At 63.5% G+C, this 14,364-nt stretch carries 13 protein-coding genes; 7 read left to right on the top strand and 6 right to left on the bottom strand.

The features are described 5' to 3' along the window. The first annotated feature begins 677 nt into the window (after nt 1–677). From ACG873_RS18795 to ACG873_RS18805, 3 genes are all read left to right on the top strand, one after another. Nucleotides 678–1,994 (top strand): CmpA/NrtA family ABC transporter substrate-binding protein, encoded by a 1,317-nt coding sequence (locus ACG873_RS18795; RefSeq protein ID WP_394886640.1) that lies wholly within the window; start codon nt 678–680, stop codon nt 1,992–1,994. A gap of 69 nt (nt 1,995–2,063) precedes the next feature. Next, nucleotides 2,064–2,960: a nitrate ABC transporter permease gene (ntrB, locus tag ACG873_RS18800; RefSeq protein ID WP_394886642.1), complete on the top strand. Its 897-nt coding sequence runs from the start codon at nt 2,064–2,066 to the stop codon at nt 2,958–2,960. Nucleotides 2,961–2,971: 11 nt separating this feature from the next. Next, nucleotides 2,972–3,769 carry an ABC transporter ATP-binding protein gene (locus ACG873_RS18805; protein WP_394886644.1) on the top strand — a complete coding sequence of 266 codons (798 nt, stop codon included), beginning with the start codon at nt 2,972–2,974 and terminating at the stop codon, nt 3,767–3,769. 317 nt (nt 3,770–4,086) lie between these two features. On the opposite strand, the gene ACG873_RS18810 is transcribed toward ACG873_RS18805, so the two are convergent. The 6 genes from ACG873_RS18810 to motA form a co-directional block, all read right to left on the bottom strand. Beyond that, nucleotides 4,087–4,518 (bottom strand): hypothetical protein, encoded by a 432-nt coding sequence (locus ACG873_RS18810; protein WP_394886646.1) that lies wholly within the window; start codon nt 4,516–4,518, stop codon nt 4,087–4,089. Then, the gene (gene flhB, locus ACG873_RS18815) at nt 4,518–5,591 is read right to left on the bottom strand and encodes a flagellar biosynthesis protein FlhB (RefSeq protein ID WP_394886648.1); all 1,074 of its coding nucleotides are present in this window, start codon (nt 5,589–5,591) and stop codon (nt 4,518–4,520) included. The genes ACG873_RS18810 and flhB overlap by 1 nt, the downstream gene beginning before the upstream one ends. Nucleotides 5,592–5,615: 24 nt before the next feature. Continuing rightward, the gene (locus ACG873_RS18820; protein WP_394893601.1) at nt 5,616–6,578 is read right to left on the bottom strand and encodes a FliG C-terminal domain-containing protein; all 963 of its coding nucleotides are present in this window, start codon (nt 6,576–6,578) and stop codon (nt 5,616–5,618) included. 106 nt (nt 6,579–6,684) lie between these two features. Further along, nucleotides 6,685–7,068, bottom strand: coding sequence for a flagellar motor switch protein FliN (gene fliN / locus ACG873_RS18825; RefSeq protein ID WP_394886650.1), 384 nt, complete (start codon nt 7,066–7,068; stop codon nt 6,685–6,687). Nucleotides 7,069–7,111: 43 nt separating this feature from the next. Continuing rightward, a complete protein-coding gene (locus ACG873_RS18830; RefSeq protein WP_394893603.1) occupies nt 7,112–8,041 on the bottom strand; it encodes a FliM/FliN family flagellar motor switch protein in 930 nt (309 codons plus the stop codon). A 31-nt stretch (nt 8,042–8,072) separates the two neighbouring features. Then, entirely contained in the window at nt 8,073–8,960 is an 888-nt protein-coding gene (motA, locus tag ACG873_RS18835; RefSeq protein ID WP_394886652.1) for a flagellar motor stator protein MotA, read from the bottom strand. Between the two features lie 145 nt (nt 8,961–9,105). On the opposite strand from motA, the gene ACG873_RS18840 reads away from it, so the two are divergent. The 4 genes from ACG873_RS18840 to ACG873_RS18855 are packed head-to-tail and all read left to right on the top strand — an operon-like array spanning nt 9,106 to nt 14,311. Next, nucleotides 9,106–11,559 (top strand): DUF1217 domain-containing protein, encoded by a 2,454-nt coding sequence (locus ACG873_RS18840; protein WP_394886654.1) that lies wholly within the window; start codon nt 9,106–9,108, stop codon nt 11,557–11,559. A 10-nt stretch (nt 11,560–11,569) separates the two neighbouring features. Next, a complete protein-coding gene (gene flgF / locus ACG873_RS18845) occupies nt 11,570–12,295 on the top strand; it encodes a flagellar basal-body rod protein FlgF (RefSeq protein WP_394886655.1) in 726 nt (241 codons plus the stop codon). After that, entirely contained in the window at nt 12,295–13,692 is a 1,398-nt protein-coding gene (gene fliI, locus ACG873_RS18850) for a flagellar protein export ATPase FliI (protein ID WP_394886657.1), read from the top strand. Before flgF ends, fliI begins: the two co-directional genes overlap by 1 nt. Then, complete coding sequence (locus tag ACG873_RS18855) at nt 13,673–14,311, top strand: hypothetical protein (RefSeq protein WP_394886659.1); 639 nt, start codon at nt 13,673–13,675, stop codon at nt 14,309–14,311. The genes fliI and ACG873_RS18855 overlap by 20 nt, the downstream gene beginning before the upstream one ends. The last annotated feature ends 53 nt before the right edge of the window (nt 14,312–14,364 follow it).

Below are 14,364 nucleotides of genomic sequence, written 5' to 3' on the forward strand. Positions count from 1 at the left end.
AGACAAGTGCAAAACGACGGCGGTGTTTTTTGGGCTTGTAACAACCGTCACCAATCATAGGAACGTCCGAGTTGGATGGTGAGCGGAAGTCCGACGCGATCGTGCAGGACGACCACGTGCGCCATTCGCGACATTCAGACCCCTTCTCAAGAGCTGCTCTTCGCGCAACGGCTCGAGTCGACCCGATTGCGACTTAGTACGCTCCTTGGCTGTACGAATTGAGCTGATGCGCCGGCCGGCTTGATCGCGCCAGGAGCTGACTTAGGTGCAGATGAAGGGTCCGCCTCCGAGACTGCTATACGGCTTCCGGCCGATCATACCGCTGATCATTTTCGCGCCATCTTTGTGCGCTGCACAATATTTATGCTTTTGGCTATTTGAGATGATCCTTGTTTGGACCGTCCGGGCTCGCAGCCGATCAGACGCTGGCTACTCTCGTCGCTGATTTCATTTAGTATTTTCTAATCCACCTGAACTGGCACGGTTCCTGCTTTGCAGCGATTGGGCCCATGGTCACGGAATAGACGTCCAATGGCGGGCGTCACAGGCAAAGCTGCCGATCAGGAATTCGCGATCCCGGATGAACGGACGCGGAGGCTGGCCGGCAGCTTTTTCTATTTTAACCCCGACACGCAATCGAAACCGCAGCCTCCCACTGCCCCCAACCGGAGACAACGATGACGAAACGGATCGCAACTGCAACGACCTTACCGCAGGCCACTCGCCGCAACTTTCTTAAGCAAGCCGCCGCAACGGCCGCCCTGCTCGCAGCCGCACGCAAATTGCTTCCTTCCGGCGCCTATGCCGCCACTGCAACGCCGGAAGTCACTGCCGCCAAGCTCGGCTTCATCGCGCTCACCGATGCGGCGGCGCTGATCATCGCCAAGGAGAAGGGGCTGTTCGAGAAGCACGGCATGCCCGATGTCGAAGTGCTGAAGCAGGCGTCATGGGGCGCCACCCGCGACAACCTCGTACTCGGCGGCGAGGCCAACGGCATCGACGGCGCCCATATCCTGACGCCGATGCCCTATCTCATGCACACCGGCAAGGTGACGCAGAACAACCAGCCCCTGCCGATGAGCATCGTCGCCCGGCTGAACTATGACTGCCAGGCCATCTCCGTCGCACAGGAATATGCCGAGACCGGCGTTGGCCTCGATTCATCGAAGCTGAAGGAAGTCTTCGCCAGGAAGAAGGCCGAGGGCAAGGAAGTGAAAGCCGCCATGACCTTCCCGGGCGGCACGCACGACCTGTGGATCCGCTATTGGCTCGCCGCCGGCGGCATCGACCCGGACAAGGATGTTTCGACCATCGTCGTGCCGCCCCCGCAGATGGTCGCCAACATGAAAGTCGGCAACATGGACGTCTTCTGCGTCGGCGAGCCGTGGAACGAGCAACTCGTCAACCAGGGCATCGGCTTCACCGCCGCCACCACCGGCGAACTCTGGAAGGGCCATCCGGAAAAGGCGCTCGGCCTGCGCGCCGAGTTCATCGAAAAGAACCCGAATGCGGTCAAGGCCATCCTCATGGCCGTCATGGAGGCCCAGCAATGGTGCGATGCCATGGAAAATAAGGAGGAAATGGCAGGCATTATCGGCAAGCGGCAATGGATGAACGTGCCGACGGCCGACATTATCGGCCGCCTCAAGGGCGACATCAATTACGGCAACGGCCACACTGTCACGGGCACTGACCTCTACATGAAATTCTGGAAGGACGGCGCCTCCTATCCGTTCAAAAGCCACGACGCGTGGTTCCTTGCCGAGAACATCCGCTGGGGCAAATTCGCGCCCGATACCGACATTAAGGCGCTGGTCGATCAGGTGAACCGCGAGGATTTGTGGCGCGAGGCGGCCAAGGAACTGGGTGTCGCGGCGGCCGACATTCCGGCGTCGCCGTCACGCGGCGTCGAGACCTTCTTCGACGGAAAGATCTTCGATCCCGAAAACCCGTCGGCCTATCTCGACAGCCTGTCGATCAAGGCCTCGTCCTGACGCGTGTACTCAGGCTGGCGCCGCTTGCGGCGCCGGCCTGATACCGACCTGCCAAATGGAGCTTTCTGGATGTCCATCCAAGCCGTCAAGGAAACCGAAGTGAAGGCTTTCCCGCAGCCAGCCCGGCAATCCGAAGTCATTCCTTTCGCTCGCAAGGCGGCGAGCCGTTTCAATCCGGCGGCCATCGCGCGAAATATCGCAAACACGCTGGTGCCGCCAACGGTCGTCATCATCGCGATCCTCGCGATCTGGCAAGTGGCCTGCTCATCGCCGGACGCCAGCCTGCCGCCGCCATCCCAAGTGTGGACCGAGGCCTACGATCTCATCGCCTACCCCTTCTTCGACTACGGCTCGCAGGACATCGGCCTTGCCTGGCGCGTGCTGACGTCGCTGCAGCGCGTCGCCATCGGCTTCGGCCTCGCCGCGATCGTCGGCGTGGCGCTCGGCGCGCTGGTCGGCCAGTCGGTCTGGGCGATGCGCGGCCTCGACCCGGTGTTCCAGATACTGCGCACGGTGCCACCGCTCGCTTGGCTGCCGCTGTCGCTAGCCGCCTTTCGCGATTCCAGCCCGTCGGCGATCTTTGTCATTTTCATCACGGCGATCTGGCCGGTGATCATCAACACCGCCGTCGGCGTCCGCAATATCCCCGATGACTACCGCAACATCGCGCGCATCCTCCGGCTCAACCAGGTCGAGTTCTTTGTGAAGATCATGGTGCCGGCCGCCGCGCCCTACATCTTCACCGGCTTGCGGATCGGCATCGGGCTGTCGTGGCTCGCCATCGTGGCAGCCGAGATGCTGACCGGCGGCGTCGGCATCGGCTTCTTCATCTGGGATGCCTGGAACTCCTCCCGGCTGCCCGACATCATCGTGGCGCTCATCTACATCGGCGTGACCGGCTTCGTGCTCGACCGCGTGGTCGCGACGGTCGGCGCTTTCGTCACACGCGGCACGGCCGCGAGCTAAGGGACAGCATCATGAAAGCCTATTTGAAACTCGACCACATCGATAAGCATTTCGAGCGGGGCGGCCAGCGCACGGAAGTGCTCAAGGACATTTCGCTCAGCATCGCCGAGGGCGAGTTCGTCTCGATCATCGGCCATTCCGGCTGCGGCAAGTCCACGCTTCTCAATCTGATCGCCGGACTGACGGACGTTTCGGCCGGAGCCGTGCTGCTGGAGGACAAGGAGGTCAACAGCCCCGGCCCCGACCGCGCGGTGGTGTTCCAGAACCACAGCCTGCTGCCGTGGCTCACCGTCTACGAGAACGTCAAGCTCGGGGTGTCGAAGGTCTTCGGAAGCACGAAGACAAAAGCCGAACGGCATGACTGGATCATGCGCAATCTCGACCTCGTGCAGATGGCACATGCGGTGGACAAGCGGCCCGCCGAAATCTCCGGCGGCATGAAACAGCGCGTCGGCATCGCCCGCGCACTCGCCATGGAGCCTAAAATCCTGCTGCTCGACGAGCCCTTCGGCGCACTCGACGCGCTGACCCGCGCTCATCTGCAGGACGCAGTGATGGATATTCATGCCCGGCTTGGCAACACGATGATCATGATTACTCATGATGTCGACGAGGCCGTGCTGTTGTCGGACCGCATCGTGATGATGACCAATGGCCCGGCCGCCCGTGTCGGCGAGGTGCTGCCTGTTCCGCTGGAGCGGCCGCGCCAGCGCATCGGGCTGGCTTCCGACCGGACCTATCTCCGCTGCCGCGAGGCGGTCCTGAAGTTCCTCTACGAGCGACATCGGTTCGTGGAAGCCGCGGAGTAGCAGGCTAGGACCGAGAGACCCGTCATCATCGGCAACGGCATTGCTCCGCATGCTAGAGCATCTTTTCGAAATGACCGCCGGAAGGTATTTTGTCACGATCTTCGACGCCGAGCCCCTGGCCTATGGGCCGTGGACCGGCGTTTCCTTCTCACCCCGTACTTTGCGGAAAGTCGGATGGTGTCATGTCGACCCTAATTCCAGCATGGTTCCCAATAATAGTGCGCCCCCGGAAGGCCGGTTCGGTGCACGAAAGCTGTCGTATATCGTACGAGGAGCTAAGGTCGGCTCGGGGGTCGAAAGCAGCCCCTTGTGGCGGTTCAGATGGCGCCCGCCGTCTTCCGAATGCGCGCCGCCTCAAGCGCAGCCTCCAGGAACGCCGTGTTGCTCTCGGGGTCTGGGCTGGGCGTGTCGAAAGCCACGTAATTGACCTCGACCGAGGCGTGCAGCGCCGTCAGGGACAACGCGAAATAGACGGTGGCGCCACGCGGCCGAAGTTCGAGGTCGAGCACGATGCGCGGGTTCTCGGTCCAGCCGACATGCGCCTCGCCGCCATGGCCGAGCCGCAGCGTTTCCGGCATGAAAAACAGCTCCGCGGCCGAATCGACAATATCGGAAATGCAGGCGAAATGCTCCAGCCGGATGAAGGCGATGTAGTCGGCCACGTCGACGAGGCGAAGCTCGCTGACCACCTCCTCGATGGCCTTGGCGACGATGATCTCGCGGTTCGGTGCGTGGGGCTGTCGGTTCATCAGTTCGCTTTGCGCTTGTTGCCGTAGACGATCCGCACGAGTTCCGCGACCGCCTGGTAGAATTGGGCAGGAATGACGCTATCGACCGAAACTTGCTTGTACATGGATCGGGCGAGCGCCACGTCCTCGAAGACCGGGATGTTGTGGGCCGCGGCGATTTCGCGGATCTTCAGCGCCACCAGGTCCTGGCCCTTAGCCAGCACCACCGGCGCCGAGTTCTCCTCGCGCACATATCTGAGCGCGATCGAGAAGTGGGTCGGGTTGGCGATGATCAGCGTAGCGCGCGGCACCGCCGTCATCATGCGGCGGCGGGCGCGGTCGCGCGCCAGCGAGCGCAGGCGGCCCTTGACGATCGGATCGCCCTCGGACTGCTTCATCTCGTCCTTGACCTCTTGCCGGGTCATGCGCAGTTCCTGCCGCCAGTGGAACCGCGACCACACGAAGTCGAACGCGGCGATCACGCCCATTACGAAGACGATGGCCACAAGGATGTCGATGGCGATGTCGCGGATGACGAGGCCGAACGCCGCGGGCGGCGTCAACATGCCGGCCAGCAGTTGGCGGTGGCTTTCGCTAAGCGTGAAGATGAGAACGAGAACGACGAAGCCGAGCTTGCCCAGCGATTTCAGGAACTCGACAAAACCCTGGACGCCGAAGACGCGCTTCCACCCGGAGCCGAGCGAGATGCGCGATGCCTGAGGCCGGATGCGCTCGCCGACGAACTGCGGCATGTTCTGCAGCACGGAGGATCCGATGCCGGCCACCACCAGAAGCACCATCATGGCGCCCAGCATCTTGGCGATCTGCATGATGACGCCGCTGTAGAGTTCGATCACGTCGCGCTCGGTGTCCAGCGGCCAGGCCTCCGGCTTCTCCAGGAACATGGACAGGAACACGCCGAGTTCGTTGATGCTCTCGCCGGCGAAGAAGATTGCAAACACCAGGATGGCGACGAAGGAGGCGAGGATCGTCGTTTCCTTCGAACTGGGCGTCTTGCCCTTGTCGATGGTGTCGCGGATCTTCTTTTCGGTCGCTTCTTCGGTTTTGCTGTCCTTGTCGGCGCTCTCAGACATCGGGAGATGATCCGTTCAGCGCGGTCAGGCCGCGACGTCCTGGGCGGCTGCCGTCGGCAGTTCGAAAGCTCCCTCATGCGCCATGCGGATCGCCGTCGAGGCGACGGTGCGGCGCGCCTTGAGAATGTCGGGCATCGGAATGCCTTCCGACCCTTGCGACAGCTCGGCCTCGATCATGCGCCGCGAGCGGGCGCCGATCGCCGACAGCACCGCCTCTGTCATGTCCGGCGGCGCGCCTCTCAGGCACAGCGTCACCAGTTCGGTCGACAGGCCGTCGAACAGCGCGACCCGCGCCTTCTGCGTCATCAGCACGATGTCGTCGAACGAGAACAGCCGCGCGCGCACGCCGTCGAGATCGGCCGCGCCGGATCTTTCCAGGTCCTCCATCACCTCGTCCATCTGCGACTTTTCCATCTCGTTGAGCACGCTGGCGACGCGGCTCTGGCCGGCGGAGGTGTCCTTGGTCGTGCTTTCCGAGAGAACCCGGCTGCGCAACTGGCCCTCGACGATCTTGATCGCGGTTTCCGGGATCGACGTCAGCGCCATCATCCGTTTGATGATCTCGCCGCGCAGATCCTTCTCCAGCGTCAGGAGCACATTGGCCGAAGCCTGCGGCGCGAGCTTGGAGAGGATCAGCGCCGAGGTCTGCGGGTGTTCGGCGGCTATGAATGCGCCGAGCCGCAGCGGATCGGCCTTTTCCAGCTGCGGCCATATCGGAGGCGGCGGCTTGGCGGCGTTCGAAGGCTTGGCGTCGCCCTTGAGCGCCTGCACTTCTTCCGGCGACAGCGTCCCGTTCAGTATGTCGTCCATCTTGTCGGCGGAATCGAGCTGCCCCGCGCCCTCGGTGAACTCCGCCTCGAACTCCGCGACGATCCTTTCGAGATCGCTTTGCGGAATGGTGCGCAGGAGCCTGGCGCCCTCGATCAGCGCCCGCAACTCCTCCTGCTTGAAGAATTTGAGCAGGCGGCTGGCCGAAGGCTTGCCCATCGCCACCAGTATGGCGGCGGCTTTCTGCGCCCGTGTCAGGGTGGCCGGCGTCGTCGTCGTCACGCGTCGGACCTTTCGCGGCTGGCAAAAAGCGGGAGCCGGCGCATCAGGCGGGCTTTGCCGCGCTGATGATCTCGGTCAGGCGTATGCCGAAGCGCGACGGGTCGCTTTCGAGCACCGTGATCTCGCCGCGCGCGATCTTGCGGCCGTTGACCACGACATCGACCGGTTCACCGATGCGCCGGTTGAGCGCGACGGTGGAGCCCTTCTGCAGCGCCATCAGGTCGGAGACCTGCATTTCGGTGCTGCCGAGCACGATCTGCACGTCGACCGGTATGTTCATGATGACCCCGGAGTTGCGCATCGAGGCTTCGTCGCCGCTCTCCGGCCGCTTCTGCTCGTCGTGCAGGACGCCTCGCAGTTCCTCGATGGCCCGGTTCAGTTGTTCTTCCGGCAGGTCCGGTTCGGCCTCTGCGTTTGTCTGGATCATCGATAATCTCCAATTCCTGGGCGTTGCCAGTCGACGCGGCGCGTCACCCTGTCATCAGCCCGTCGATAAATTCCTGCCCGGCATCGGACTGATGTCTTATCCGGACCGTGTAGTTCTGTCCGAGCTTGCCGAACTCGCACACGAACAGCGTCTTCTTGCGCGCCGAGAGCCGCGCCTCCGACTGCGCGCCCTCCTCCAGTTCGATCACCTGGCCGACGCGGAATGCGGCGAGATCGCCGAGCGTCATGCGGGCGAGCGGCATGGTCGCCTCTAGCGACACCGTCGAGCGCATGACCTCCTCGCTGAAGCGCTGGCGCCAGTCGGTAACGGCCGGGCCGCCGGCAGCGGCGTCCGACCCCGTTCGGTGCATCAGAACGCGCTGCGGCATCAGCAGGTGGAGAATTCCGGAGCTCGGACCGAGCGTGAATTTGAACTCGACGCGCACGGCCGGCCCGTCGCGCAGCACCTTGCCCTTGCGCTTTGCTCCCGCAAGGGCGGTCGGCAGCGGAAAGTGGATGTTGAGCGCGCGCGCGCCCCAGCCGTTCACGGAGGTGGCCACTTCCTGGCACATCATCGTCGCTACCTCGATCTCGGTCGGCGAGAGTTCGCGCTCGATCGGCGCCACCGGCATGTCGGGATCGCCGCCGAACAGGGCGCTGACCACGACCGCGATGGCATCGGGATCGACCAGCATGACCAGTGCGTCCGAAGACATTGGCGAGGAGGCGATCGTCATCGCCTGGTTACCGGCGGCGTCGGGCTTCACGTCGCCGAGCCGCATCACGTCGATATTGCCGAGTTCGATGGTGAGCGGCGATGCCAGCATCGCATTGAGATTGTCGGAAAGGATCGGCAGGGCGCGCGCGCCGAGCCCGCGCGCCGCCTCGACGACATGCTGGGTCTCGCCCCGGTCGCCGACGAGGCGCTCCAGGATGAAGGCGCGTGTTTCAGCGGGACTGGCCGGACTCGCCATGGTCACCCGTTGCTCCGATCAACCCGCACCGTCAGGCCGCCTTCTTGGCGGCGTCGCCAGCGGCGGCGGCGGTGTTCATGGTGCTCTGCTCGACCGCGTCGATCGACGGCCGGTCGTAGGACGAGATGGTCTTGCGGCCGAATTCGATCGCCACCTGCGGCAGCGAGCCGTTCATGTAGGCGAGCAGCGTCTGCTTGACGATGACGTAGAGGCGATTGTTCTTGTCCCTGACGATCTTGATCTTGGTGGCGATCGGCCCCACCACCGCATAGGACAGGAAGATGCCGAGGAAGGTGCCGACGAGTGCCGCGCCGATCAGCGCACCGAGGATTTCTGGCGACTGGTCGAGCGCACCCATCGCCTTCACCACGCCGAGCACCGCCGCCACGATGCCGAGCGCGGGCAGGCCGTCCGCGACCGCGACCAGCGCATGGTAGGATTTCAGCTTGTCGGAGCGGATGGTGTGGATCTCCTCGTCCATCAGCGCCTCGATCTCGTGGCTCCGCGCGTTGCCGATGATGATCAGCCGGCAATAGTCGCAGATGAAATGCGTCAGGTCGTGCCGCTTCAGCACAGTCGGGAATGCCTGGAACACCGTCGATTCGTTCGGATTGTCGATGTGCGCTTCGACCTCGCTGCGCGATTTTGTGCGCAGTTCGCGCATCAGGCTGTGCAGCACGCCGAGCGTTTCGAGGTAGTCGCGCTCTTTCGGCGTCGCCTGCCGGAAGGCTTCCATGCAGGCTTTGCCGGTATCCTTCACGGTCGCCATTGGATTGGCGACCAGAAAGGTTCCGAACGCCGCGCCGCCGATAATGACGAATTCCCAGGGCTGCATGAGCACGTCGATGTGACCGCCCATGGCCATGAAGCCGCCAAGCACGCAGCCCATCGTCACCACTAGTCCGATCAGTATGCCCACAGTCAGTCCTTCCGCATTCCAACCTGTCGGAAGGCAATACAGGCCCTGCCTTGTGTGAGGCTTGAAAGGGACGGCGGCGGCGATTCAGTTTCGCGCAAGCATTGAGGCGTAGCTTCGCCGGATAGTTTTGGCCGGAGGCCCGCCCGTGCTCAGTACCTACATGAGCTACCAGCTCATCGCCAAAGACATCGACAAGTCCCTCGACCGCATCGAAAACCAGCCGACGGTGGATCGCGAGACCAAATACTACCTCGAGAACATCACCAAGGTGAAAACGATCGACGAGTTCGTCAAGAACGATCGCCTGTTTCGCTTTGCGATGAAGGCGCACGGGCTCGAAGACATGGCCTACGCCAAGGCCTTCATGGTCAAGGCTCTCAAGGAAGGCATCTCCAGCCCGGAGAGCTTTGCCAACAAGCTGACCGACAAGCGTTACGCCGAATTCGTCAAGAGCTTCAACTTCGCCGCGCATGGCGAACTGGCGACCACCTACAATCGCGCGCAGTCCGACGTGCCGAAGAACTTCATATACCAGACGGAGTTGACCACCGGTCAGGCCAACTACGCCCTGGTCGAGGAGGAGACCTCATATTTCCTCGAGAACATCGGCAATGTGAAGTCGGTGGACGACTTCATGGCCAATGAACGCCTGCTGCGATACGCCCTCACTGCCAACGATCTCTATCTCGGCGACTACGCGACGGAAGGGGACCCGACAGGTGCGGGCTATGTGCGCACCATGCTCGAAGGCGGTGTGACCGATCCGCTAAGTCCGGCCAACAAACTTGGCGACAAACGCTTCGCCAACTTTGTCGGCGCCTTCAACTTCGTCGAGTACGGCGCCAACACAACGTCCCGTCTGGCCGTGCAGATGGGCACGCCCCAGTCTTACATCAACGAATCCGAACTGGTGCTCTTCAAGGGAGTACCGGAGACGCAGCGCGCGGAGGTCGCATACTTCACCGCCAATATTGGCAAGATCACCACGCCAGGCCAATTGATCTCAGACAAGCGCCTTCTCACCTTCGCCCTGGCCGCTTATGGTCTCGACGCCAAGAACGAGCCTCCGGAGCGCATCTTGCAGATGCTGACCGGTGGTGTCAGCGATCCGCAAAGTCCGGCCAATCAGCTTGCCGACAAGCGCTACGCCGCCTTTGTTTCGGCCTTCAACTTCGCCGAATACGGGTCCGCCGCCACGACACGCGATGAGGCGACCCAGGTCACGCCAATGCGTTACCTGGAAGCACAGACGGATCCAGAAAGCGCGTACTTCCGCGCCAACATTTCCACCGTGAAATCGGTCGGCGACCTGCTGGGCAACGAACGGCTCATCACCTATGCGATGAAGGCATACGGGCTGGACGCCAGGACCGAGTCCCGCGTTCTCGTCCGCGACATGCTGCTGGGAGGGATTACCGACCCGCAGAGCCTGGCCAATACATCGAGCGACAAACGCTGGGCCGCGTTCGTGTCGGTTTTTGACTTTGCCCAGCACGGCGCCGACGCGACATCGCGCGCCGCCGTCACCGACCAGACGCCGAAGCTCTATGTCGAGAATCTCGACCCGGAGACCGCCTATTTCCGGGCCAACATCGGCAAGGTGACGACGATCGAGAACCTGCTCGCCGACGACCGGCTGCTCAGCTATGCCATGGCCGCCTATGGCCTCGACGCTTCGACGCAGAGCAACGATACGATCCGAAAGATGCTCGTGGGCGGCGTTGATAGCCCTACCAGTCCGGCAAACCTGCTCGCCGACAAGAGCTACGCACGTTTCGCCTCTGCGTTCGATTTCAAGACGCACGGCGCGAACACGACATCGCGCGCCGCCGTGCTCGAAGCCACGCCGACGCGCTATGACACCATGCGCGATCTTGGCCTCGTCAAATTGCCTGCCGCCTACGTCAAGGCGGAGACCGACTATTACAAGGCCAATGTCGGCAAGCTCACATCGATCGATGACCTGATGGCTGACACGCGGCTGTTGAACTACGCCTTGGCCTCCTATGGTTTCGATCCTGCTGACGAGAGCCCGGCAAAGATCCGCGAGATGCTCGAGGGCGGCATCAAGGAAGACGACAGTCCGGCCAACAAATCCGGTGACAGCCGCTGGGTCGCCTTCGTGTCGGCGTTCAACTTCGTCGAGCACGGAGAACAGGCAACCAGCTTCAGCCTCGCACTGAAGCCGACCGTCGACAAATATATGCGTCAGACGATCGAGGAAAACGCCGGCAACACCAACGAAGGCGTGCGGCTCGCGCTCTATTTCGAACGCAAGGCGGAAACCCTTACATCCTTCTATGAAATCCTCGCCGACCCGGCGCTGGCACGGGTCGTGCGAACGGCCCTTTCCCTGCCGGATTCGTTCGCCTCTGCCGATATCGACAAGCAGGTGCAACTCTTCGAGAGCAAGCTCAACATCGAGGATTTTTCCGATCCCAAGGAGTTGGGCAAGTTTCTTACCCGCTTCACCAGCCTGTGGGAGGTCGGCAACCCGTCATCGAGCGCGCAGACCTCGCTCAGCGTGCTGTTCAGCCAGCCGGTCGAATACGGCATCTCGACCAACACTTTGTTCGCCATCCAGGCGATGAAACGCTGAGGTCCGGGCTATGCAGGATGGTCTCTACGTCGCCCTTTCCTCCCAGATCGCGCTGGAACGCCGGCTGAATACGATCGCCGACAATGTCGCCAACGCCTCGACCGTCGGGTTCCGCGCCACAGGTGTCAAGTTCGAGGACGTGGTGTCGGGACTTGGCCAGGACGCCGTGTCCTTCGCCTCGGCCGGCGATACCTATCTGTCGGCCAAGTCCGGCTCGCTGCGCGAGACCGGCAACCCGTTCGACTTCGCTATCCAGGGCGACGCCTGGTTCGGCATAGAGACCCCGGCCGGCACGGTCATGACGCGGGATGGCCGCTTCTCGATGCTCGACACCGGTCAATTGGTGACGATCGAAGGCTATCCGGTGCTCGACGCCGGCGGCGCGCCGCTGCAACTCGACCCGCGCAACGGCCCGCCGCAATCGGGCGCCGACGGCGTTTTGCGGCAGGATGGCCAACTCGTCGGCGCGATCGGCCTGTTCGAATTCGAACCCGGCCCGAATTTCACCCGCTTCGGCAATTCCGGCATCGTGCCTGCCGGCCAGCCCGAACCGGTGGTGGACCGCGTCGATATCGGCGTGGCGCAGGGCTTCCTCGAGGATTCCAACGTCAACCCGATGCTCGAAATGACGCGTCTGATCGCCGTGCAGCGCGCCTTCGAGAATATCGCAGCCGCGATGCGCAGCACCGAGCAGACATTCGCCAACGCCATCGAAACGCTCGGCTCCAAGGCCTGATGACTGCGCATCCGCCTGCCTGGATCGACCGGCCACCCCAAGACACGGCGCTGACCGCACTGGAGCGCACCTGGCGGCGCTTTGCCGACGACCGCACGCTCATCCGGCGCGGCGGACGCATCACCGAAGTATCGCAGACGCAGTACCGCGTACGCGGAATTTCCGACGCCGCCCGGCTGGGCGACATTGTCGAGCATCGCAGCCAAGCCGGCACGCGGCGCGGCGAAATCGTCCAGATCGGGCCGGAGGAAGTGCTGGTCGCGCCCTTCGAGCGGACGGCCGATGCAGGCGTCGGCGACGCCGTGTTCAACCGCGGTCCGTTTACGGTGACGCCTCATACCTCGTGGCGTGGCCGCGCGGTCGATTCGCTCGGCCGAGCCATTGACGGTGGCGCGCCGCTGATTGCCGGCGAGCCTCTGGATGCAGCGGAAGCGACGCCGCCATCGGCGCTCTCCCGCCAGCGCGTCGGCACCTCCTTCCTCACCGGCGTCCGCGTCATCGACATCTTCACGCCGATCTGCTTCGGGCAGCGGCTCGGCATTTTCGCCGGTTCCGGCGTCGGAAAGTCGACACTGCTCGCAATGCTCGCCGGAGCCGACGCATTCGACACCGTCGTCGTCGCGCTGGTCGGCGAACGCGGCCGCGAAGTGCGCGAATTCCTGGAAGACACGGTCGGCGAAAAGAGCATGGCGAAGACCATCGCCGTGGTCGCGACCAGCGACGAAAGCGCCATGATGCGCAAGCGCGCGCCCGACACCGCCATGCGCGTCGCCGAGCATTTTCGCCAGCGCGGCGACCGCGTGCTTCTGGTGCTCGATTCCATCACCCGCTTCGCCCACGCGCTGCGCGAAGTGGCGATCGGGGCAGGCGAGCCGCCGATCGCGCGCGGCTATCCGGCGTCGGTATTCACCGATCTGCCGAAGTTGCTGGAACGCGCAGGGCCGGGCCTCGACGGCTCCGGATCGATCACCGCCATCATCTCGGTGCTGGTCGACGGCGACGACCATAACGACCCTGTCGCCGATTCCGTGCGCGGCATTCTCGACGGCCATGTCGTGCTCGATCGGTCGATCGCCGAGCAGGGCCGCTATCCTCCGGTCAACCCGCTGTCCTCGATCTCGCGGCTGGCTTCCAAGGCGTGGAGCAACGAGCAGCGCGCGCTGGTGACGCGGCTTAAATCTATGATCTCCCGCTTCGAGGACACGCGGGACATCCGGCTGCTCGGAGCCTACCAGCCCGGGGCCGACGCCGAACTCGACATGGCCGTGCGCCAGGTTCCGCTGATTTACGAGGCGCTGACGCAAACACCCGCCGACCGCCCCTCGCCCGACCCGTTCGCCGATCTCGCCCGCCATCTGAGAGCCAAGGACAAGCCCAATGCAGCTCAAGGAGATTGACAACGCCCTGCGCGGCAAATTGCAGGCGCAGGCGGCGGCCGAAAAGCCGGCGCGGCGTTCGCTCATGCCCCGGCTGTTCCGCCGGCGCGCAGCCGTCGCGCCCGGACTGACGCCGCAATCGCGGGACCGCCGCGGCGACCTCGTCATCGCCGGCCTCGGCCTCGCGCTTGGTCTCGGTTGCGCGCTGTTTCCCTGGTACATCTTCTTCAACCAGGACAAGTTCGGCATTCGCGCCCTGAAATTCGAAGGGCAGCGCGAGCGCGAAACAGGCGCGATCTATCTCGGCTCGCAGCCCGACCGCATCGGCGCGCCGATGACGGTCGAGGACATCCCGCCGATGAAGCTCGACCTGTTCGCGACAGGCACCCTGCCCGAAAACGACGGCGAGCGCGGGGGCGTGCCGGGTTTGAGCGAACAGCCTTTCCCGTCCGAAATCGCCGCCTTCCGCCTCGTTCACGTCGCCAACGGCCGCGCCATGATCGAGGACGACACCGGCCTCTGGGTGGTGCAGCGCGGCTCGCGCCTGCCCGACAACAGCCGCGTCGCCGGCATCGAGCAGCGCGACGGCAAATGGGTTCTGGTCACCAGCGCCGACAAGGTGATCGAACTGTCCAAGTAGCGAGAGTCCGACGGCGGCTTGCTAGGGTGTGTTGAGATTCAGGTCAGGCCGAG

The organism is Allomesorhizobium aridi (genome assembly GCF_043769475.1).
Lineage (GTDB): Bacteria > Pseudomonadota > Alphaproteobacteria > Rhizobiales > Rhizobiaceae > Allomesorhizobium.